We start from the raw sequence: 20,934 nt of genomic DNA on the forward strand, positions 1-20,934 counted from the left end.
ATCAAGGCTTCAATGAAAGCGCTCAGAATTGCGGGTTAAGGCCTTCTATTCGTTGCCGCTGGCCTCCAATAATGGCCTATAGGTTTCGCGGTTTTGCTTCTTATAATCCGGATTACCTGTCCAATCGATCAGAAGCTGTGCCTCCCTGCGGGCTTGGTCCAGGTTACCGCTTTTCCAAAGAAGGTTAATATGCGTGCTGGTCGCAGGGAAACTATCTGGCGCAAGCTTGCGGGCAAGGGCTGCGACCTCAATTGCATTCGGTCTTACATCCGCGTCGCTGTGGAGGAACAGATTTGCATAATCTAGAAGTGCGGGCACATAGTATTTATCGGCCCTGAGCGCGTTAGTAACAAGCGCGCGGTACTCGCTTAATTCCTGATCCTTGAAACGCAGTGGATTTTTGCCGTGTGCAAATGCGCTTGATAGCATCTGCAAGGCTGGGGCGTAATCTGGCTTTGTTTGCAATATAGCATTTGCATATTCGCGTGCGATATCAGGCTGATCGTTATAGAGCGCCAGTTCGGCGAGGTACAGGCGCATGTCGTCGGGGCGGATACCGGCCTTTAACGCAGCCTCAAAAGATTTCTGCGCTTCCTTGAACTTTTTGGCACGGTTCCCCGTTAGGTGTCGTACCTCATCATATTGGATTTTCGCCTCTGCCTCAGGCATTTCCCGCATGGTTACCTTAAAGTCAGGCATTCTTTTGCTGAAGTCGTACCCTAAAACTGAAAGCGAACCTTTTTTCCAGTAGGCTAGTAATTCACTTTCCATTTCCTTATATGATTTACCAAATGCAGTTTGGAAAGCTTGGTCATCGCTTATGTTCGGTTCATTGAGGGCACGCATATAGGCATTAAGTGGTTCTTTATATTCCGGTTTACTGAATAGATAATGGGTCAAAAGCCAGCCTTGGGCATAAAGGCCATCTTTTGCATCGATTTTCCGACCGCGGCGGGTGCGCCCTTTTTCAGGGTAGGCCGCTCTTGCTCTAATAATATCCTCAATTCTGACCCAAAATTTTGTATCATGAAGGCTAAGGAAGCGATGCACAGGCGGTTCTGCAATGGTTGCTATTTTGCCGTCAAACGTGATTGTGCTTAGGTATTCCCCAAAACCTTCATCATACCATTTGGGATATTTGAACGGGCTATAGTGATGCAGGATATGGTGCGAATATTCATGAAAAATCACTTCGAGCCCTTTAAGTTGCCAGATTTCTTTTCCGTCCTCAAAACTTAAAGGTGAGATAGCGCGGTCAGGTCGTTGATAATAGAATCCTGCAACGTTTTTGTTTGTCTTCAGCTGTTTTTGAAAATCGCGCCTTTTCTTGAAGGCATAGATGGTTAGTGGGGGTCTGTTATCAACGCTAAGGTCAAGGCCCGTTAGGGCGCCAAGTGTAAAGCGAAATTTTTCCAGGTCCTCGATGGTTTTGCGGGCTTTTTCGGCCTTCGCATTGGTTCTCAGGATGAAATGCTCGCTCGTTAGCTCAAGCCATTTATCCTTCGCCTGAAGCGGGTTCGTTGTAAAAAGAATGATCGTTAGGATAACGAGAATAAATTGTTTCATAGTGGCCCCAAAATCGCACTGAAAATACATAAAGAAAACGTCTAATAGTCACAAAACGCTACTCTTGGTTTATGACGGTTTCAATATATTTCAATATCCTAAATCCCATTTGGGATCACAAAGTGGTTATTTTATCTTTCGATAAAATTCGACCTTAAATCTGGCTTCACCAATAGGTTTTGCGCGGTGAATGATGGTGGGTTCAATGACCGCAAATTTACCCGCGAAAACGCGTCTTTCCTGTTTTGGTGGGCCCGGGATGATATAATCAACAGCGCCGTCAAGAACGCATAATTTACCCCAGACACCGGCTTTTGTATCATGATTTTCAGTGACTTTCTTGGGTACTGTCTTTTCCGTAAAAATCGGTGTTTCGCTATATTTCTCAACATTTTCAGGTAGTTGGGTTTTCATCATATTCCCCTTGGATTGAGCATGCGACGCCCTGTCACAGCGATTCATATTCTTTAAAGATATATATAAAATATATATTTAAATTCAAGTAGCGAACAGAAAGTACCAAGGAGTAAAAGTGTGCTAACACCCGATATGCTGAACCAGATCAAGGGCTCAATTGAACTATTGAAAAATGAGGGTGAGGCTATCACCCGGCGATTTTATCAGATCCTTTTTGAGCGTAACCCCGAATTAAAGAATATCTTCAATATGTCCAACCAGCGCGAAGGCGTTGAAAATGGGCAGTCACGGGCGCTGGCGGACGCCATATTTGCCTATGCCAGCAATATCGAAACACCTGAAAAATTGATGGCGGCGGTTAACCGAATTGCGAATAAGCACACAAGCCTGATGATCAAACCAGAGCATTACCCACTGGTCGGTGAAGCCCTTCTGGAGGCGCTTTGTCAGCACCTTAGCGTCGGGATGGACCATCCCGCTATCGAGGCATGGGGAATAGCCTATGGTATCCTCGCGGATATCTTCATTAAAACGGAAGAAGATATCTATGCAGGAAACGAAAACCGTGATGGTGGCTGGCGCGGGTTCAGGCCGTTTCGGATTGACCGCATCGTGCGTGAGAGCGAGCATGTTCGATCCTTTTACCTGCGGCCAGTGGACGGCGGCGAAATCCTTTCCTATCGGCCGGGGCAATATATCGGGGTGAAATTTGATATCAAAGGCCATGATCGCAGCGAAATCAGGCAATATTCTTTGTCTGACGGCCCTAAGGTATCGTTAGAGGGCGGGTATTACCGTATTACGGTGAAAGAAGAGCAGGGCGCGCCCGCGGGTGTTGTCTCCACTTATCTACACCGTCAGGTTAAAGTGGGTGATACATTGGAAGTATCACCGCCTGTTGGTGATTTTTACCTGAATGAAGGCGGTGAACGCCCGATTGTCCTCTTAAGCGGGGGCGTGGGGGTTACCCCGATGGCATCGATGCTCAAGGTGGCTTTAAGAACACGGGACAGTGCTGATATCACCTTTATTCACTGTGCTAAATCATACCGTGAGCACACCATGCACGGTAATTTCGCGGAACGGGCGGAACAAAAGCGCTTTAAATATTTCACTGTTTATGAAACGGACGATAGCGGCGATTATCAAGGTTTCCTAAGCGACGAAATGCTGGACGCAATGGGCGTTGATTTCGGGGCTGATTTCTATTTCTGTGGCCCGGTACCCTTTATGCAGCATGTCGCGGGTTTGCTGCGTGCACGCGGTGTTGCCCGTGACCAGATCCATTTTGAAGTGTTTGGCCCAAGCCTGGATGTAGCAGCATAGGAAACGCTGGATTTTCCCTGATTGGATATATTCTATATCTGAAATATAGCTTTCCTCTCTCGCGAATGGTAAACTCAATCACCAAGTGACGAGAGGAAAGCAATGTGCAGTTAACAAGCTTCAGTGATTATTGCCTTCGGGTTTTGATATTTGCGGGTACCAAACATCCGGCCCTTTCCTCTGTGAAGGAAATTGCTGCTGCCTACGGTATTAATGAACCCCATGTAGTAAAGGCGGTCCATTTCCTGAGTAAGGCAGGATACCTCGAAACCGTGCGCGGCCGGGGTGGGGGCCTACGGCTTAAGAAAGACCCAAAGGAAATCACGGTAGGCGATGTTGTGCGCGCTAGCGAAAACAATCTTGCGGTTGTTGAATGTCTGGGCGCAGGCGGCATGTGCACAATCACACCGGCCTGTAATATGAAACCCATGTTCAAAGAGGCATTGGAAGCGTTTTTTCAGGTCCTGGACCGCTATACACTCAGCGAAATTTTAGGCCCCGAGCAGCAGCTCAAGGCCCTTTTGAATATCGGATGATTAATTCGCGCTTGCTGTCAGTGTGGCTTTCTCTTCCACTTCTTCCAGAAGGTCTTCATATCTTTTACGTTGTCTACTAGACGATGCCCAATCAATCAGTTTCTGGGCATGAGCTTTCGCATCAGCTACTTTGCCCGCTTTTGCCAGCATGCGAACTTGCAGAATTTTTGCACTGTCAACATCAGGTACAAGGAAACGAACGGTTTCCATAACATCAAGTGCATTATCAGTAACCTTGGTTCCTTCTTCCATGAATAGGCGCGCATAAGCCATCAGGCCAGGGACATATGTTTGATCCGCCTTCAGGGCCGTTATGGTTGCTTTGCGAACAGCCTTTTGCTGGTCTTTTGCGAGCTCTTTCAATTGTTTACCACGCTTCATCAATTCTGTTTTCAGTGTAAGCGCAGGCGCATGATCGGATTTTTCAGCAAGTAAAATATTGATGTAATGTTCTGCCTTGTCCCAATCTTTTGACCTTAATGCTAATTCAGCGAGATAAAGATTTAAGTCCGCTGGACGAACGTCATTTGAAAGTGCTTCTTCAAAGACTTTTATATGATCTGCAATCTCCTCGGCAGAACCACCAGCAAGATACCTTGCCTCTGGCTCCATAATTTTAACTTCATGTTCGTTCAATTTCCGTACTTTGTACTCGATTTCGGGTATTTGGCCCTTTAAATCAATAACATATGAAGGCAGTTCACGATTATACCAATATCGCTTTATTTCCTTATCCATCTTTGCATAGCTTTTACCAAAGGCCTTCTTAAATTCCTTATCGATGTCGCTACCGGGCCTGTTAATCCCTTGCAGATACGCATTTAATTTTTTCTGATATTTATCAGAGCTTTGGAAAAAGTGGGTTGTTAACCACCCTTGTGAATATTGTTGGAAAATATAATTTTTTGTTTTCAGACGCTTGCGTGATGTTGCGCCGCCGATCGCGCCAATATATTCGCCTTTTGACTGTAATAACGTTTCCAGTTTCAGCCAGCTGCCTGGTGATTTTAAGTTTGGAAACCTGTGAACGGCGGGCCGGCCAATGATAACTTTGTCGCCGTCAAAATCTGTCATCGCAAGATATTCACCAAAGCCCTCATCATACCATCTTGGATATTGAAGTGGGCTGTATTGATGAAGAATATGGTGCGAATATTCATGAAACAACACGCGTAAGCCGTCTAGCGACCATGTCTCGTCGCCTTCTTCTAACGTCAGCATGGAAATAGCTCCATCCTCGAAAGGAATGTAGAAGCCAGCAGTGCCGCCCGTTATCCCAAAAACGCGCCGGAAACGCTTTGTTTTCTCGAAGGCGTAAACAACTAAAGGCGGTGAATAATCAGCGCTTAGGTCTGCATTCGTGATCGCCCCGATGGTAAAACGATATTTTTCAAGCTTCTCAATCGTCTCTTTTGCTTTTTCAAGGTTGGTGTCCGTTCGCAGGATAAAGTGATCACTGATCAGTTCATGCCATTCATCGTCAGCATATAATGCTTGATTACTAAGTAGAATTACCGCAGCAAAAAGCTTGAAAACTGTTTTCATCATCGTCCCCGTAAGCAAATACCTGATGCGCCTTATATTGAAGGCGCATTATCCCCATCCCAGTGTAACGCTAATCTAAAGTTATGCCAATTGCAACCAGTGGGGATAGTTTACCGCTGATACTTGATAAAGGGGGTTCGTTTGGCCACATAGTCATAAAGCCTGTGGGCTCTGTGGTTGAAATCTTCAGTGTTCCAGTAAACGGTTGGTGTGCCAAGCCTGTCTGCTTCGCTGTACACCGCTTCGATCAGGGCCTTCCCAACACCTTTGCCCCTCGCGTTGTCATTAGTGAACAGGTCCTGCAAATAGACCACATGTTCTTCGCGCCAGCAGTGGCGGTGCAGCATATAATGCACGAGGCCGATCGGCTTCCCGTCTTCAACGGCCAGAAACCCCCGCGGATCATAATATTCGTCGTTCAACAGCCGTTTGAAGGTGGTTTTATAAATTGTGTCCGGCAGGGTGCTTTTATAATAAGCGAGATATCCGGTCCAAAGCTCGGCCCAGTTCTCATAATCATGGTCTTCGATTTTGCGAATTATTATGGACATTACTGATTCCAATCACGATAAATTTAAAACCACTACAGACAAAAGTTGTATGATGCCTGTTAGCAACTTAATAACAAATATACGATAATATTGTTATCCGCCAAATATTAAGGAAGCCGTGTGAATAAACGAGATGCCAGAATCCACATAATTGTGAGTGAAGATGGCGTGCGGTTTCTTTTGCGGGATTTGCTCAGAGAACTTGGTTATACCGATATTGTTCTAAGTGGTAAATTTGAAGCGATCAGAATTGCTGTCACGGAAAACAAACCCGACCTCCTAATTCTCGGGACAAGCTTCCCGGATGGTGATGCATTGGAAATGATTGCCGATGTACGTCAGGGGCGGCTTGGTAAAAACCCGTTTCTCCCCATGATGGCCATTACGCTGGAGCCAACAAGTCATCTTGTGAAAAAAGTGGTTAATAGCGGTGCGGATGACCTTTTATTATATCCTCTTTCGCTGGGGCATTTGGAACAGCGGCTGGATTTATTGATCGACAATAGAAAAAAGTTTTTGGTTACAGTTGATTACGCGGGCCCAGACCGCCGTTCGGCTGATTCCGTTCGGGAACACAGCACCAGCCATTTATTGTTTGATGCGCCGAATGCGCTTCGGGCTCGTGTCAAAAATGATATGACCGATAAGGAAATGCAGGCCGCAATTGCAAGAACAGTCAAGGCAATGGATGGCCACCGGGCCGACAGTTATATGCGAAGGATTTGTTGGTTTGTCGACCGTATCGACGCTGGTTACGCGTGGGCAGGGGATGGCATCCTGGAGCCGGAAGTGAGCGAATTTCTGGAAAACTTGTTATCGACAACCAAGCAAGCGCTAACCGTAATTGATGAAAAGGAACAGTCTGTTTATCATTATTTGTGCAGTACGGTCCTAACGGTAACAGCGCGTTTGGTAAAACAGGGAAGCGAGATAGAGGTCAAAGACCGTAAAGTCCTCGTAGAATTATCCCGTGCGATCAAGGTGGCGCTTGAAACAGATTCAGGAAGTGAAATTTCACGCCATATTCGTGATGCTGTCTCCAAGACATAATGTAGCGAATACGCTGGGAAAACAATGTTTTGGGGTTTGAAGTGATGGTCATGCTATTCCAAGGCAGGAATGATCAGTGTGTCTGTATTGAGAGTCGGTGAATGGGATACCACAATGACTGAGGGATTGGATAAACCAACCATATTGATCACGGGCGTAAGCGGCTTTATCGCCAAGCATACGGCGCTTTATGCCCTCAATGCCGGATATAGTGTGCGCGGCACGGTGCGCGACCTGTCGAAAGCAGATATGGTCAAAGCCATTATTGCCCGGCACGGCGGTGACGTTAGCCGTCTTGAGTTTGTTGAAGCTGATCTATTGTCAGACGATGGTTGGCGTGAGGCGATGGACGGTGTGGATTATATGGTACATACCGCGTCCCCGTTTCCGAAACTGCAACCAAAGGATAGGGAAGCGCTGGTGCCGTCAGCACGTGATGGCATGCTGCGCGCTGTCAAGGCTGCGCTCGCTGCGGGCGTGAAGCGCATTGTTGTTACGTCTTCAATCGCGGCGATCATGTATCGGGGCGATCGACCAAGGGCGCTTACCTGCACTGATCAGGATTGGAGCGACCCTGATTGGGCTGGCATGTCGGCCTATCTGGTCTCCAAAACGCGGGCGGAGCGAGCGCTTTGGCACCTTGCTGACGGTGAAGGGGTGCGTGACAAGATCACGGTTATTAACCCCGCGTTCGTTGCGGGCCCCGCGCTCGATAGCACCATCGGCACCTCGCTTGAACTGATTAAGGAAATTCTGGCGGGGCCGTATCCCGCACTGCCGAGGGCATCCTATCCGGTGGCTGATGTGCGCGATGTGGCGGCGGCGCATATAAAGGCGCTGTTTGCGGAAAAGGCGCGCGGACGGCGCCTGGTCGTGTCCGCGAACACTCTGTCGCTTCTTGAAATGGCGAAGGTGTTGAAAACCGAGTTTCCAAATCGGCGCTGGCGTATTCCGGGGTTTGAAGTGCCTGATGTCATGATCAGGGCGCTTTCGCTGGTTGATACCAAGGTCAAAACCATCTTCCCGGATATGGGCGCGCGGGTGACAATCGATGCGGGCAATGCGCCTGATGTTTTGGGAATGGAGTTCATAAGCGCGGAAGATGCGGTAAAGGCCGCTGCCCATTCGCTTATTGATGAGGGCGTGATCAGGTAAATTCCTTCTAGGCAATGGCAAAACCATGCGGTAAAAGCCGCCCTGAACAATCGATAAAGAGCCCTGATTATGACTGAGACACTGGACAAGCTACCCAATTGCCCGAATTGTAACTCTGAATATACTTATGAAGATCGGGGCATGCTGGTCTGCCCTGAATGTGCACATGAATGGGTTCCGGGGCCGTCAACCACTGACACAGATGATCAAGCGGTTGTTCGTGATGCGGTCGGGAATATCTTGCAGGACGGTGATGCGGTAACAGTTATCAAGGATTTGAAGGTCAAGGGCACATCATCGACCGTCAAGGTGGGAACAAAAGTGAAAAGTATCCGGCTTGTTGACGGTGATCATGACATTGATTGCAAAATTGATGGGTTTGGTGCCATGAAGCTCAAATCAATATTCGTTAAGAAATCGTAAATATATTCATGAAAGCCCGTCAAATGTTTCACACACGCATGTGATGAAATTGCCTTTTTTGTGTCTAAAACTTGCCGTTTTCCCTTGCTATATACTGCATGTGGCAACTCAGAATACAGCCCAGCTTATCGCGGTCAAATGATACCGGACGGTTGGGTCAAGAGGCGGAAAACCGCCCCGTATTCAGGTACGCCCCGGAATGAAGACTATTATCATTCAGGGGTATCAAATGGGGTTCCGCGCACTCAGGTTGGATTTTCCAAAAGCACAATTCAAATCAGGCAATGAATTATGAATAAAATGGAAAATATTTCGGGTGAAAACAAAAGCTGCCTCACGCTGGGTGCTGATGGGCGGCTTTTTGGCGGCGGTGTGCATGATGCGGCCAGTGAAATGCCAATTTATGTGGACACCCCAACCTTCGAAGCCAATTTGTTTGAAAGCGAAAAACACCACCGCGCACTGGTTGCCAAACTCCGCAACCTACGGGCTTATATCAAGAGTGTGAGTTAGAGTGTTTGCTATGGAAAAGCACTTAATGAGTCGAGAGTCGTACAGGTATCGTGAAAGCTTTCTTCCGAATAAAAAGGGTGATGCCAGTCAAAATGCTCACGCCTTCTCTCGTCTATTAGTTCTGCACCGTATATAAACGACCAAAAGTCCTGATGGTACTCCTTAACGCGCTCGGTTTCATTCCAGTTATTAATGTTAAGGCTAGTTATGATGATATGAAGGTCAACTGTTTTAGTTTTTATTTTCTCGTAAAGGTCATGATTTTTTAGTTTCAAAATAGCCATGTAGACTGATAGGTTATGGATGTTATTTTCTGGGCCACTTAAAGCCAAGATACTTAAATTACCTACAACTTTAGATACATCTCTAATAGATAAACTTAATCCGCAAGAAACAGTCTTGAGGGTGTTCTTTGCCGAATATATTTGATCTCTTTCATCATCAGGGAACTCCATTTGTCGCCATATAAAATCGCAATACTTTTCAACTGAATTATATGTGTTTTTCTGTTCGGGAAGCTTGAAATGTTGATCATAAAATTTGTTGAGATAGCTACTTTTGTGGGCTTTTAAACCATATAAGCCACTGATGGCATCCTCTAAATGAGTGGTGTTTGTAACGATCAAGAAACATACATTGTCAACAGCGAACAGGTGTTTAATATTTTCGATTACCTCCAGTGCAAAGGATGGTTTGCAGCGATCAAGCTCATCAATGATAAAAATTAGAGGCCATCCCTGATTGTCTTCGCCGCCCTCTTGTTTTGATGCAGTTCGTGCTTTAGCCGCAATAGTTTCTAACTGTTCTCGAAATCCAATGACTGTTTTTTCTTCTGTTTGAGCGTTGGTGAGTTTTTCACGAAGTTTCTTTTCAAATGCTTCTTCGAATTGTTTACCAACTTCTTTTGTGGTTGCATCAATAGCTTCGCCTGCGCCTTCAAATATTTCGGTGTCTAACAGACCAAATGTGGCAGCACGAGTTCCGATCTTAGCTGCGATTGGGAGTAGTTCTTTTCCTAATTGTACGCTTTTACTTATCAGGCTCTTTTGCTCTGTTTTGGTTCCAATGTCTTCTTTTTGGACTATGTTTATAATCTGACTGGTGATGGCCATGAAGGCATCGCTGTGGAAATCGTTTTTGAAGGCATCAAAATAGATGACTTTCGCGCCTTCATTTCTGCATTGGCCGGCCCATTGTTGGGCAAATACAGATTTTCCTGATCCCCACGGACCATCCAGTAGGATTGTCGCTGGATGGTCGATGTTACGCATCAAATTACCAAGGCGTTTGCCAAATTCCTCGTACCCAAAAATATCGTTATTTGCTGTGAAGCCATCATTTGGGCCAATTTCAACTGGTTTTGGTGAAATGCGCATAAAATCCCCATCGTGTTTTTGACATAGATAGAGATATAGATTTACAGCCATAGGATTTAAAGATGCACTTTATAAGAAAACACCATGCTCCGAACTAAAGAGCATGGTGTTTTTTAATGTATCAATCAATAGTGGCTCAGGGGTTGCCCTATGCCGCAGTCCCTGCAGCCTCTTCAGCGCGTTCTTCCGTTGTGATCACCACTTCGCTGTGGAGCGTGCGGTGAACGGGGCAGCGGTCGGCAATTTCAATCAGGCGCGCTCGCTCGGCGTCGCTCAGGTTGCCCTTAAGGACAATCTGGCGTTCGATTTTGTCGAGCTTACCTGTTTCGGTTTCGCAGGTATCACAGTCCTGGGCATGGATTTTCTTATGGTCCAGATAAATCTCTACGTCATCCAGTTCGATACCCTTGCGGTCCGCATACATTTTAATGGTCATGGACGTGCAGGCCCCCAGCCCCGCCAAAAGAAGGTTATAGGGGGTTGCACCCGTTTCGTCGCCGCCGTAGGCCTTGGGCTCGTCCGCCAGAAAATTATGCGGGCCCGCATGCACATGCTGCTGAAACTTGCCGTAGCCTGTTGGGTGCACGGCCACACGGCCATAAGGAATGTTGATCATATCCTCTTCCGTCAGGTCAGGGATATAGGCCGATGCCCACGCCGCGATTGATTTCGCAACATATTCCGCCGTGCCGGGGTTAAAGAGAAGGTGATCCCCTTTGTCCAAAGACAGGAAGCTTTTCGGGTGCTTCGCTGCCATGAAAATTTCCGCCGCATGATCAACACTGACCGTATCATCGATCGGGCTGTGCGCGATCAATAGTGGTTTTTTCAGTTTTGCAACGGCGTCCAGAACGTTTTGGTCCTTAATATCGTCAAGGAACTGCTTTTTGATTTTAAAGGGGCGCCCAGCCAATTTCACATCCGCTTCGCCTGTGCTTTCAATCGTATCCACATCGCCTGCGAATTGTTTCATTACGTTGGTTGCGTTTGAGGGCGAACCAAGCGTCGCGACCGCCTTCACCTCTGGCACCTCTAATGCCGCCAGAAGGGTTGCGGTACCGCCGAGCGAATGGCCGATCATCAGGCTTGGGGCTTCAAAATGATCGCGCATATGATTGGCGGCAACCACAAGGTCAGCAACGTTCGAGGAGAAATTGGTGTTTTCAAACTCACCCCCACTTTTGCCGAGGCCTGTGAAGTCAAAACGAAGTACAGCAATACCGTCGTTATTCAGCGCCTTTACGATCCGGTTGGCAGGGGCCAAGTCCTTGCCGCAGGTGAAGCAATGGGCGAAAAGGGCATAGGCCTTAATGGGGCCAACCGGACGGTCGAGCCGTGCTGCGAGTTCGAAACCTTGTGATCCCATGAATGTAATGCGTTCCATCGCCTTTTCCTCCAATATTTGGTCAACGTGATCGTTGCTTTGAAATATGATCTATCAGGTAGGGCATAATATTTCCATTACAATAGGGTTGACCGCTGATGGGTGATCACACCTGATCACAGATGATTGTGAATTGGCTTGACCCAAGGGGGCCGCGTTCGCACAATGCATTTTCGTATCAGATCAAGGGGACGATCAGTGGGGAAGAGACAGAGTGAAAACAGGCCAGAGGATGGCCATATGGGCAGTCTGCAGACAGCGAGTAACACTGGGCGCAGCAGTGCCAAACCACTTTCAAGGCGCGGGTTTTTAACGCGAACGGTGGTTGGTACGATTGGTGGTATTGGAAGTGTCGGGGTGTTGGGAGCAGGTGACTTTGGCGGTCAAACGGCCCAAGCCGCGAACCTATCATTGGATACTGCAAATAACATCAAACCGGACGATGAAGCCTTCTGGCGTGAAGTGGCGGGCATGTATGATGTTACGGACCAAATCACTAATCTGGAAAATGGCTATTGGGGGATTATGGCCCGCCCTGTTTTGGAAGAATATCAGCGCCAAAGCGCATGGGTGAATAAAAACAATACGTTTTTCGCCCGCTTTGACCTCGGCGAAACCTATCGGAATTTACGGGCAAAAGCGGCGGAATTTTTGAATGTGGGCGTGGATGAAATCGCGCTGACCCGCGGCGCAACAGAGGCGCTTCAGGCGCTTATTGGTGGCTATAACAGGTTAAACGCTGGGGATACGGTTCTTTATGCCGATCTTGATTATTCCGAAATGAAAAATGCCATGCGCTGGCTTGCGCACCGACGCGGGGTGAATGTGGTGAAGGTAAATTTCCCCGAGCCCACAAAGGAACGCCCGTTAAGTGAGGATGACATCATCCGCTTTTACAAAAAGGCGTTGGATGATAACCCGAAAACCAAACTCCTTCTGTTGACGCATCTGAATAATTGGACGGGGCTTATTATCCCTGTGCGTACAATTGCCGATATGGCGAAAGCGCGCGGGGTTGGTGTGATACTGGACGCGGCCCATTCGGTCGGGCAGGTGGATTTTGACATTAAATCGCTTGGCTGTGATTTCGTCGGCGTGAACCTACATAAATGGGTGGGTGCGCCCATCGGTTGCGGCGTGATTTATATCAATAAATCAAAGGTGCGGGATATCGACCCCTATATGGGGAAAAATATGAACCCGGACGGCACAGGCGGCGATAACGTGCGCGACCGGATTGATACCGGCACGTCCAATTTTGCGGCCCATATGACGATACCAGCGGCGATTGATTTTCATGGATATTTAGGCAGCAGCGCGAAGGAAGCGCGGCTTCGCTATTTACGCAGTATCTGGGTGTCAGAAGCGCGGAAAATGAAGGACCTGTTGGTCTTAACCCCCGATGATCCGGCGATGGTTGCGGGGCTAACATCCTTCAGGCTTAAGGGTGTCACAACGACCAAGGCCAATAATGCGCTGATGAAACGTTTGGCAGACGAATTTGGGGTGCTGACAACCCGCAGAACAGGGCCTGCGATGGGTGACTGTATTCGGGTAACACCGTCCTTTTATAACACGCCGGATGATATGCATAAGCTTGTGAAAGCGCTGCGTGCAATCACGGCATAAGCGATAAGGAGTGATCAGTGACATATATCGAAAGCGTTGAGGAATTGGAGGCCCTATACGGCGAAATCAATCCAAATTCAAAAGCGAAAATTGTGCGCCAAATCACCCCGCTCTATAGAAAATGGATCGAGGCATCGCGCTTTCTTATCCTCTCCACAGTGGGGCCAGAGGGAACGGACGCCAGCCCAAGGGGCGATGACGGGCCCGTTGTCAGGATTGTTGATGAAACCACCGTGATGTTACCGGATTGGCGCGGGAATAACTTAACAGATTCGTTGCATAATATTGTGCGTGATGAGCGGGTCAGCCTAATGTTTATGGTGCCGGGGGCCAATAATGTTGTGCGGTTGAACGGCCGCGCGAAACTGAGTATTGACCCCGATATAACAAATAGTTTCGAACAGGACGGCAAGCACCCCAAATCAGTCGCGGTGATCACGCTTGAAGCGATTTATTTTCAGTGCGCCAAGGCACTTATGCGCTCCAAACTTTGGACATCGGGTGATGAAAGCACAGGGCTTCCAACCGCAGGGCAGTTCGTGAAGGAAGTGAAGGCCGATTTTGACGCCGAAGCCTACGATAGCGGATATGCAGAATATGCGAAGGGCCGGATGTGGTAGGCCTTGCTGATATCATTATTTAATGATAAGCATTAATCAAATTTATCGAGCGTGTTATTTTTTAAGCGAGGCTCGTTTCAATAATGTCGTCTTGAGGCAAAGCGGCATCATTGAGGACTATCAAAAGCAGGGAGGATTTCATCATGATCATTGACGCATGGGCGCAGCACCCAACGGCGCGGCATACAGCGGACCCTATTTTTGACTCGCTCCGTCGATGGACCAAGGACGCAAAACCAGACCCTGAGCGTGAAATTCCTGTGGGCCTGACGGTTGCTGCGATGGATCAGGCAGGGGTTGATAAAACGCTGATCAGCGCGTGGTATGCCCCCAGAAATGTGATGATTTCCAATGATGAGGTGGCTTCGTTTGTGGCGGAAGCACCTGAACGTTTGATCGGTGTGGGCTCGGTGGATATTTCAAAGCCGATGGAAGCGGTACGCGAGATAAGGCGCTGCTTCACTGAGCTTGGTTTCAAGGCAATCCGCGTGTTGCCGTGGCTTTGGGAATTGCCGCCAACGGACAGGCGGTTTTACCCTGTTTATGTGGCATGTGCAGAACTTGGTGTTCCTTTTTGTACGCAAATTGGCCACACAGGCCCCTTGATGCCGTCCGAGGTTGGGCGGCCGATTTATCTTGATCAGGTTGCGCTTGATTTCCCAGAACTGAAAATCGTTGGTGGGCATATCGGATATCCGTGGACCGAAGAGGCCATTGCGGTCGCGACCAAGCATGAGAATGTGTTTATCGATACCTCGGCTTATACGGTCAGGCGTTACCCGGAGGAACTCATCAAATTTATGCGAGGACACGGCCGCCATAAGGTGATGTTCGGGACCAACTATCCGATGATCACACCTGCTAAGGCCCTTGATGGCCTTGATGATTTGGGCCTGAATGATGAGGTCAAGGATTTGTTCCTCGCTGGGAATACAGCACGCGTGTTTGGCATCCAGTAAAGAATGGGTTGTGCAGATGCTTCGGCTCTGACATATAGCTAAACACATATAAATTGAGAAATAAGTTTCGCTATATCTATTTGTTTCGGTTCGACTATTCACCTTAAAATATAGTCATTTTAAAGTGGTCTCGCTAACGATCTGGCCGTATTAGTGATCATGCCTTGTCAGGATGGGTTATGTCATTTCAAAATTGGGTTTTGCTGTTTTTCCTCTCGACCCTGTGGGGTGTGTCGTTCGTTTTTATCGAAATGGCACTGCCGGTATTTGAACCCTTTACGATTGTTTTCCTGCGGGCATCAATCGGTGGGCTTATTCTTCTTGCCTTCATGAAAATGCGCGGCGCTTCGTTCCCGCGCGGTATCAAGGTCTGGTTTGATTATGCCGTGATGGCGGCTTTGATCGTTGTGATCCCTTATTCGTTAATCACGTGGGCGCAAACTTATGTAACTGCGAGTATGGCCTCTATCCTTAATGCGATGACGCCGATTTTTACCGTGATTGTCGCGCATTTCACGACGAAGGATGAGCGGCTAACGGGCTTGAAGGTTTTTGGGACGATCGCAGGCTTCATTGGCGTTACGCTTTTGATGCTACCGAACCTTGAAGGCGGTTTTCGCATCGAGGGCCTAAGCCCGCTTGCGGTGATTTTAGCGACGATTGCATATGCCTTTGCAAATGTCTGGGGTAAACGACTAAGCGCCTATAAGGCAGAGGTGAACAGCACGGCGATCCTGTTGATTTCAGGGGGGATGCTGTTGATCCCCGGTGTGGTGGCGGGCGCGGGCACATCCTTCAATGATATTGGCATTGCGCCTATTTTTGCCATTCTTGGGATCGGGGTTTTGAGCACAGGCCTAGCCTATATTATCTATTTTAAAATCCTTGCGGAAGCGGGAGCGACAAATATCGTGCTCGTAACGTTTTTGATCCCCGTGAGTGCGGTTATGCTGGGTGTGATCTATTTGGGCGAAAAATTATATGCGCATCATTTTTATGCGGTACTGTGCATCTTTATCGGTCTGATTGCTATTGATGGTCGCCTGCTGCGCCGCCTTAGGGTCGCGCGATCATAGCCTGGGGTAGCGAGATCATAAAAAGAATATGTGAGAGGAGCATCACCATGAAGGACAATCAATTAAACGTAACCATTTTCGGCGCTGGTTCGATCGGTTGTTATCTTGGTGGGCAACTGGCAAGCGCGGGTATGAAGGTACGCTTGATTGGCCGTGAACGCTTCAAGGCAGCGATTGAAGAAAATGGATTAACGCTGACCCATTATGCGCGCAATTCATTATTCATCAGTGAAAACCTGACCTTTGATCTGGATGCATCAGATGCGAGTGATGCTGATATTGTCCTTATTACAGTTAAGTCGCAGGACAGCGAAACAGCGGGCAGGGAACTTGCAAACATTCTAGACAAAGAAGCGATTATCATCAGTTTCCAGAACGGGATTGGAAACGCTGACGCGCTCAGAAGTGTTATGCCAGACCACAGGGTTTTAGGTGGCATGGTGCCTTTTAATGTAACAGGCACTGGGGCCGGCCGTTTCCACTGTGGCACCGAAGGGAACCTTGCGGTCGAGGCGATGGATAGTGACGCCCTTCGCGCGCTTCAGGCTGCGTTTGAGCAAGTCGGGCAAGGCTGCGACTTAAAAGAGGATATTAAGGCTGTGCAATGGGGTAAGCTTTTGGTGAACCTGAATAATGCGCTGAATACACTTGCAGGTGTTCCCTTGAAAACCTGCCTCGCGGAACGGGATTACCGGACAGCCCTTGCAAGCATGATCGATGAAGCGCTCGGTATTTTAAAGGTTGCTGGTATCACACCCGCGAACTTCGGCAAAAACTCGATCGATAAAACGCTGAAGGTTCTGCGGCTACCCAATTGGTTATACCGTTTGATCATGAATAGTATCGTCAAAATTGATGCGAATGCGCGCTCGTCCATGCTCGATGATCTGGAAGCAGGCCGCGCTCCAGAGGTGGATTACCTGCAAGGTGAGGTGGTGAAACTTGCGCTGCAGGTGGGTGAAAGCGCACCGATCAGTGAAACAGTGATGGCCCTTGTGAAGGACGCCTTTGAAAAAGGTAAGTCTCCCAAACTCTCAGGTGCTGAAATTTTAAAGGCGATCACATCATAATCGCCTTTGGTGGATGCTTGGTGGAAGCGAGAGCAAATTGCCTAACGGGCATTGAGCGGCAACGGCAGTGTGCCCTGTTGTTTCAAGGCCCTAAATCGGTGGTTAACATGGTTGAGGAATGCCTGTGTCTCCGGCGTGTCCCAACAACTGATGCTGTCATAGGATGTGTGAAGGCTTAAAGTCAGATCGGTATGGGGCTTTAAAGCGTTAGCGTTGAAATTCTGATGAATATTCATATCCAGGTCATAGGCAACAAGCGCGTCAGCCCGTGATAACATCAAAAGCTCTATGGAGTTTTCGATTGTTTTACTGGGCACGATTGTCGCGCTGGTTGGGATTTTGTCCCTAAGGGCATTACCAAGGCCTGTTCCGGGGTCAGCCACTATCGTTTTGCCTTCCAGATCCTTGATGGAGGAAATTTGCGGGTTACTTGCCAGCGTATATATTCGAATATGCGCTTCATTGAGGGTGTCGGAATAGATAAAATCATCACCCGTGTTTTCAATGCCCAGATCAGCCTGAGAGCTTTTGTCGGAAACAAAAAAACAATGGGCACGTTTGCGCAAAAATGTTTGCTGTGCGCGCCGGACCGGTTGATAATCGATATTCACCGTGTAGGGCGTATCTTCAAATATTAAATCAACCAAATCATTATAGATGCCGCGCTTTTCTGGATGAAAAATATTGGGGACCATGCTGGCAGCAATATCGATTTCGGTGTTTTTATGATCAGTTTGACCATTTGGCAGAATATTTTCGCTGTGTATGTTTGATTGTGCGCTCATCAGAAGGAGTGCAGCCGTCATCACTGTCAGATGAAATATCTTCGGCACGAATTTGTCTTCCCTGGTTTAGGCCTCCCCAGGCCTTTTTCAGTCTCTCTGGACCTTTCTTATTTTATATAACAGATTGATTTCAAAATCGATAATAAATCTAACACCTTGAAAAAATAGAACTTTAAGGATATCGGTTACTGTAAATTCGTAAGTGTCACGAGTGTTCTTTGCGATTTGAGTGTTTCCAGCCTGTTGTTTATTTTCTCGAGGAAACTGCGATTTTCTTCTGTGTTCCAGCAAACCAGACTATCGTGCCCGTGGGCAATGCTGAAAGCTGTCGAGGATTGAATGTTTGGTGTCGTGCCTGATGCGCGCAGATATGCGTCCATATCCAAATCATATGCAACAACGGCGTTTACCCGACCAATTTTCAAAAGTTCCAATGATTTCTCAATAGAATCTGTTGAGATAATGCTTGTGGTCTTTGGCATGCTTTGGCGCAGTGCATATCCAAGCCCGGTTCCCGGGTCGGCAGCAACGATCGCTCTTTCAAGTTCTGACAGGTTTTCGATCAGCGCTTGATCCATGCGTGTATAGACCCTGATGTAAGAATCGTTCAGGGTGACGGAATGAACAAAATCTTCCTCATTTAATTTCCGGTCCGCGAGAATAGAACTCATATTATCGGCGATAAAATAACAGTCAGTTTCAGTTTTCAGGAAAACTTCCTGCGCACGCCGCAGGGGATAGAAGCGGGTATCAACCTGATAAGACGTGTCCATAACCAATTGTTCAATAAGCTTATTGTAGATACCGGGCTCTCTGGGGTCATAGACACGCTGGATGATGCTGCCTGAAATCGTGATTTTAGGCGATGTAATTGCGTTATAAAAATAATCGCTGGCAAGTAATGGTGTCGTATTTAGAATAAGAACTGTTGAAATGATCCATGTAAATATCATGAAAATAGTTCGTACCATGTGACACCTGATGATTTTTGTTCTTTTGTTATATATCATTTTATATAATTTTACGGCGTTTGGGTCAAAAAAATAAAATCATTGAAATACCGAGGTTTAGGCGCAGAAGCCGCATGTTTTGAATAATAATTAGACGTTTAGCTAATTATCTATTGACAATAGTTAGATGATTAACTAAATATCTAATCATGAACAAAGTATTTAAAGCATTATCTGATCCAACAAGGCGCCGTGTTCTCGAACTTTTGAAACGCGGGCCGATGAACGCTGGTGAATTATCAGCGGAATTTAATGTCTCAAAACCGACGATGTCAGCGCATTTTTCGGTGTTGAAAGAGGCTGATCTCGTAGAGGCCACCAAGGTTGGCAAGGTGATTACCTACCAACTGAAAATGTCGGTACTTGAAGAGGCCTTAATGGGCTTTGCGAGTGTGTTTGGCATGCAGGTAATGGCTGAAGATAACGCCGAGGATACTGCAAGTGAGGAACGTGGCCAGCCTGTCGATAGTGGCGAGCCGAGCCTAAGTGATAAAATAAACACGACAGCAAAATAAAACAGGAGGGATGAACAATGTTTTCAGACCGGACTATAAAAATTGCAGCTTTTACCGTTTGGGTGCTGGTCTATGCATGCACCATTAGCCTTTGGTTTCAGGGCGCAATTGAGGGCCGCAAGGCCGCGCTTGTGCTCGGTGTTGTGCCGGGGCTTTATCTTTTGGGTCGTTTTATTGTGATGCCGATGGCAAAGCGAATGAATGGACCCAAAAGTGATCAAAACAGCCGTCAGAATGCCAAGCTGATCCATTTGGCGCTCGTCCTGACGGGCGTGTCATTGCTCGGTAGTTTGATGGGGCCGTTCCTCGTCGAGCAGGGGATTATTTCCGCGGATGTTAAGGATATGATCGCGCCTCGGGCAAACGGGGTTGTAACTGGTCTGTTCTTTATCATTATGGGTAACTACACCCCTAAAATGATCGCCCCGTTGACGGAGGCAGTGTGTGATCCGGCGAAGCATCAGGCGTTCCAGCGTCAGGTGGGGTGGACCTTCTTTATCGCGGGGTTCTTGTATATCGTAGCCTGGGTTGCACTTGCGCCCGCTACCGCGAAAACAGTGACACTGTTTATACTGGGTGCATGTTTCCTAAGCATTATGCCGCGCGCGGTATATTACGGGATCAAGTCCGCGCAGCGTAAGGAAACGCTCAATCAATAATCGGAATGATGTTATCGAACCCTAAATGTATTTAGTAATAAAGGAATTATATATGGCAAATTCATCCAATAGATATGGCATAACTTTGATTGTTTGGGGTGTGAATTATATTCTGGCTGGTGCGTTGGTTATCATTGAACCCTCTAAATTGGCATACAGTCTCGGCATTGTATTAGGCTTGCCAGTTCTATTTCTTGTTTTGCGCTATCCCTTTTATTCCCTGACTAAAAAGCTATCAGCTTCACTATATAATAAAAATGGCCCAAAGCCGTCTGAGGAGAGTATTGCGTCACAAAGACATAAAATACGCAGCATGATTACTACCTCAGTGTTTAGCTTGGTAGGGCTATGTCTAATACCATTTTCCGTAGGCGAAATTGCTTATGCGCTTGATTGGGTAAATCTGAATGATAAGAAAGACATAGTGGCTAGGTTAGCAGGGATAACCTATGGATTGGTTATTATTTATCTTGGTAATAAATCTCCGAAGATGATCGATAACGCTGATATCGCTATTAACTCACCAACATGGACCAGAGAGATAGCGAAGCTTGCGGGATACATTGCCATCATTTTAGGGACTTTAGTTGTACTGGATTTCCTTCTTTTCGAACGAAAACAAGCCGCTTTAATCATGATGGCGCTACTTAGTATTGGTGCAGTGATATTTTTTGGTAGGTTTAGCGTACTCTATATGCGTCGAAGAAAAGAGTTGCGATCTAATGCAGTATCAAAACCCTTACAAGAAATGTGATGAATTAAACGGCTG

The 20,934-nt window shown here is 47.3% G+C and carries 22 protein-coding genes; 14 read left to right on the top strand and 8 right to left on the bottom strand.

Going from position 1 to position 20,934, the window contains the following annotated elements:
* Nucleotides 1-45: 45 nt before the first annotated feature.
* Nucleotides 46-1,566, bottom strand: a complete 1,521-nt coding sequence (locus KFF44_RS04070; protein WP_255937531.1) for a hypothetical protein — start codon at nucleotides 1,564-1,566, stop codon at nucleotides 46-48.
* A 126-nt stretch (nucleotides 1,567-1,692) separates the two neighbouring features.
* The gene (locus tag KFF44_RS04075) at nucleotides 1,693-1,983 is read right to left on the bottom strand and encodes a DUF1971 domain-containing protein (protein ID WP_255937532.1); all 291 of its coding nucleotides are present in this window, start codon (nucleotides 1,981-1,983) and stop codon (nucleotides 1,693-1,695) included.
* Nucleotides 1,984-2,100: 117 nt separating this feature from the next.
* On the opposite strand from KFF44_RS04075, the gene hmpA reads away from it, so the two are divergent.
* On the top strand, nucleotides 2,101-3,309 hold the full coding sequence (gene hmpA, locus KFF44_RS04080) for an NO-inducible flavohemoprotein (RefSeq protein ID WP_255937534.1): 1,209 nt from the start codon (nucleotides 2,101-2,103) through the stop codon (nucleotides 3,307-3,309).
* Between the two features lie 104 nt (nucleotides 3,310-3,413).
* Nucleotides 3,414-3,845: an Rrf2 family transcriptional regulator gene (locus KFF44_RS04085; RefSeq protein WP_255937535.1), complete on the top strand. Its 432-nt coding sequence runs from the start codon at nucleotides 3,414-3,416 to the stop codon at nucleotides 3,843-3,845.
* Here KFF44_RS04085 and KFF44_RS04090 read toward each other — a convergent pair whose 3' ends face one another.
* Together KFF44_RS04090 and KFF44_RS04095 are read right to left on the bottom strand one after the other, a co-directional pair.
* Nucleotides 3,846-5,393, bottom strand: a complete 1,548-nt coding sequence (locus KFF44_RS04090; RefSeq protein ID WP_255937536.1) for a lipopolysaccharide assembly protein LapB — start codon at nucleotides 5,391-5,393, stop codon at nucleotides 3,846-3,848.
* A gap of 107 nt (nucleotides 5,394-5,500) precedes the next feature.
* Nucleotides 5,501-5,941: a GNAT family N-acetyltransferase gene (locus tag KFF44_RS04095; protein ID WP_255937538.1), complete on the bottom strand. Its 441-nt coding sequence runs from the start codon at nucleotides 5,939-5,941 to the stop codon at nucleotides 5,501-5,503.
* A 120-nt stretch (nucleotides 5,942-6,061) separates the two neighbouring features.
* Between KFF44_RS04095 and KFF44_RS04100 the strand changes: the two genes are divergently transcribed.
* The 4 genes from KFF44_RS04100 (at nucleotide 6,062) to KFF44_RS04115 (ending at nucleotide 9,082) form a co-directional block, all read left to right on the top strand.
* Complete coding sequence (locus KFF44_RS04100) at nucleotides 6,062-6,991, top strand: PleD family two-component system response regulator (protein WP_255937540.1); 930 nt, start codon at nucleotides 6,062-6,064, stop codon at nucleotides 6,989-6,991.
* A gap of 114 nt (nucleotides 6,992-7,105) precedes the next feature.
* Nucleotides 7,106-8,146 (top strand): NAD-dependent epimerase/dehydratase family protein, encoded by a 1,041-nt coding sequence (locus tag KFF44_RS04105; RefSeq protein ID WP_255937541.1) that lies wholly within the window; start codon nucleotides 7,106-7,108, stop codon nucleotides 8,144-8,146.
* Between the two features lie 81 nt (nucleotides 8,147-8,227).
* On the top strand, nucleotides 8,228-8,569 hold the full coding sequence (locus tag KFF44_RS04110; RefSeq protein ID WP_255938800.1) for a zinc ribbon domain-containing protein YjdM: 342 nt from the start codon (nucleotides 8,228-8,230) through the stop codon (nucleotides 8,567-8,569).
* 291 nt (nucleotides 8,570-8,860) lie between these two features.
* The gene (locus KFF44_RS04115; RefSeq protein WP_255937543.1) at nucleotides 8,861-9,082 is read left to right on the top strand and encodes a hypothetical protein; all 222 of its coding nucleotides are present in this window, start codon (nucleotides 8,861-8,863) and stop codon (nucleotides 9,080-9,082) included.
* A gap of 8 nt (nucleotides 9,083-9,090) precedes the next feature.
* Here KFF44_RS04115 and KFF44_RS04120 read toward each other — a convergent pair whose 3' ends face one another.
* Together KFF44_RS04120 and KFF44_RS04125 are read right to left on the bottom strand one after the other, a co-directional pair.
* Nucleotides 9,091-10,458: a P-loop NTPase fold protein gene (locus KFF44_RS04120; protein ID WP_255937546.1), complete on the bottom strand. Its 1,368-nt coding sequence runs from the start codon at nucleotides 10,456-10,458 to the stop codon at nucleotides 9,091-9,093.
* A gap of 148 nt (nucleotides 10,459-10,606) precedes the next feature.
* A complete protein-coding gene (locus KFF44_RS04125) occupies nucleotides 10,607-11,842 on the bottom strand; it encodes a bifunctional alpha/beta hydrolase/OsmC family protein (RefSeq protein WP_255937549.1) in 1,236 nt (411 codons plus the stop codon).
* Nucleotides 11,843-12,040: 198 nt separating this feature from the next.
* Between KFF44_RS04125 and KFF44_RS04130 the strand changes: the two genes are divergently transcribed.
* From KFF44_RS04130 to KFF44_RS04150, 5 genes are all read left to right on the top strand, one after another.
* Nucleotides 12,041-13,471, top strand: a complete 1,431-nt coding sequence (locus KFF44_RS04130; protein WP_255937551.1) for an aminotransferase class V-fold PLP-dependent enzyme — start codon at nucleotides 12,041-12,043, stop codon at nucleotides 13,469-13,471.
* 17 nt (nucleotides 13,472-13,488) lie between these two features.
* Nucleotides 13,489-14,091 carry a pyridoxamine 5'-phosphate oxidase family protein gene (locus KFF44_RS04135; RefSeq protein ID WP_255937553.1) on the top strand — a complete coding sequence of 201 codons (603 nt, stop codon included), beginning with the start codon at nucleotides 13,489-13,491 and terminating at the stop codon, nucleotides 14,089-14,091.
* Between the two features lie 140 nt (nucleotides 14,092-14,231).
* Entirely contained in the window at nucleotides 14,232-15,050 is an 819-nt protein-coding gene (locus tag KFF44_RS04140; protein WP_370691142.1) for an amidohydrolase family protein, read from the top strand.
* Nucleotides 15,051-15,229: 179 nt separating this feature from the next.
* On the top strand, nucleotides 15,230-16,126 hold the full coding sequence (locus KFF44_RS04145; protein ID WP_255937557.1) for a DMT family transporter: 897 nt from the start codon (nucleotides 15,230-15,232) through the stop codon (nucleotides 16,124-16,126).
* 47 nt (nucleotides 16,127-16,173) lie between these two features.
* On the top strand, nucleotides 16,174-17,196 hold the full coding sequence (locus KFF44_RS04150; protein WP_255937559.1) for a 2-dehydropantoate 2-reductase: 1,023 nt from the start codon (nucleotides 16,174-16,176) through the stop codon (nucleotides 17,194-17,196).
* Nucleotides 17,197-17,237: 41 nt separating this feature from the next.
* Here KFF44_RS04150 and KFF44_RS04155 read toward each other — a convergent pair whose 3' ends face one another.
* Nucleotides 17,238-18,029, bottom strand: a complete 792-nt coding sequence (locus tag KFF44_RS04155) for a transporter substrate-binding domain-containing protein (RefSeq protein WP_255937562.1) — start codon at nucleotides 18,027-18,029, stop codon at nucleotides 17,238-17,240.
* A 137-nt stretch (nucleotides 18,030-18,166) separates the two neighbouring features.
* Entirely contained in the window at nucleotides 18,167-18,934 is a 768-nt protein-coding gene (locus tag KFF44_RS04160) for a transporter substrate-binding domain-containing protein (RefSeq protein WP_255937564.1), read from the bottom strand.
* Between the two features lie 206 nt (nucleotides 18,935-19,140).
* Between KFF44_RS04160 and KFF44_RS04165 the strand changes: the two genes are divergently transcribed.
* Genes KFF44_RS04165 through KFF44_RS04175 form a run of 3 tightly spaced genes read left to right on the top strand, consistent with a single transcriptional unit; the run spans nucleotide 19,141 to nucleotide 20,919 of the window.
* Nucleotides 19,141-19,506, top strand: coding sequence for an autorepressor SdpR family transcription factor (locus KFF44_RS04165; protein WP_255937566.1), 366 nt, complete (start codon nucleotides 19,141-19,143; stop codon nucleotides 19,504-19,506).
* Nucleotides 19,507-19,523: 17 nt separating this feature from the next.
* On the top strand, nucleotides 19,524-20,165 hold the full coding sequence (locus KFF44_RS04170) for a hypothetical protein (RefSeq protein ID WP_255937568.1): 642 nt from the start codon (nucleotides 19,524-19,526) through the stop codon (nucleotides 20,163-20,165).
* Between the two features lie 52 nt (nucleotides 20,166-20,217).
* Entirely contained in the window at nucleotides 20,218-20,919 is a 702-nt protein-coding gene (locus KFF44_RS04175; RefSeq protein ID WP_255937569.1) for a hypothetical protein, read from the top strand.
* The last annotated feature ends 15 nt before the right edge of the window (nucleotides 20,920-20,934 follow it).

This window comes from Kordiimonas sp. SCSIO 12610, from assembly GCF_024398015.1.
GTDB lineage: Bacteria > Pseudomonadota > Alphaproteobacteria > Sphingomonadales > Kordiimonadaceae > CANLMI01.

Coding starts and splice junctions, on each gene's coding strand:
- KFF44_RS04070 (WP_255937531.1), bottom strand. CDS start 1,566: ATGAAACAATTTATTCTCGTTATCCTAACGATCATTCTTTTTACAACG.
- KFF44_RS04075 (WP_255937532.1), bottom strand. CDS start 1,983: ATGATGAAAACCCAACTACCTGAAAATGTTGAGAAATATAGCGAAACA.
- KFF44_RS04090 (WP_255937536.1), bottom strand. CDS start 5,393: ATGATGAAAACAGTTTTCAAGCTTTTTGCTGCGGTAATTCTACTTAGT.
- KFF44_RS04095 (WP_255937538.1), bottom strand. CDS start 5,941: ATGTCCATAATAATTCGCAAAATCGAAGACCATGATTATGAGAACTGG.
- KFF44_RS04105 (WP_255937541.1), top strand. CDS start 7,106: ATGACTGAGGGATTGGATAAACCAACCATATTGATCACGGGCGTAAGC.
- KFF44_RS04115 (WP_255937543.1), top strand. CDS start 8,861: ATGAATAAAATGGAAAATATTTCGGGTGAAAACAAAAGCTGCCTCACG.
- KFF44_RS04120 (WP_255937546.1), bottom strand. CDS start 10,458: ATGCGCATTTCACCAAAACCAGTTGAAATTGGCCCAAATGATGGCTTC.
- KFF44_RS04125 (WP_255937549.1), bottom strand. CDS start 11,842: ATGGAACGCATTACATTCATGGGATCACAAGGTTTCGAACTCGCAGCA.
- KFF44_RS04145 (WP_255937557.1), top strand. CDS start 15,230: ATGTCATTTCAAAATTGGGTTTTGCTGTTTTTCCTCTCGACCCTGTGG.
- KFF44_RS04150 (WP_255937559.1), top strand. CDS start 16,174: ATGAAGGACAATCAATTAAACGTAACCATTTTCGGCGCTGGTTCGATC.
- KFF44_RS04160 (WP_255937564.1), bottom strand. CDS start 18,934: ATGATATTTACATGGATCATTTCAACAGTTCTTATTCTAAATACGACA.
- KFF44_RS04165 (WP_255937566.1), top strand. CDS start 19,141: ATGAACAAAGTATTTAAAGCATTATCTGATCCAACAAGGCGCCGTGTT.
- KFF44_RS04170 (WP_255937568.1), top strand. CDS start 19,524: ATGTTTTCAGACCGGACTATAAAAATTGCAGCTTTTACCGTTTGGGTG.
- KFF44_RS04175 (WP_255937569.1), top strand. CDS start 20,218: ATGGCAAATTCATCCAATAGATATGGCATAACTTTGATTGTTTGGGGT.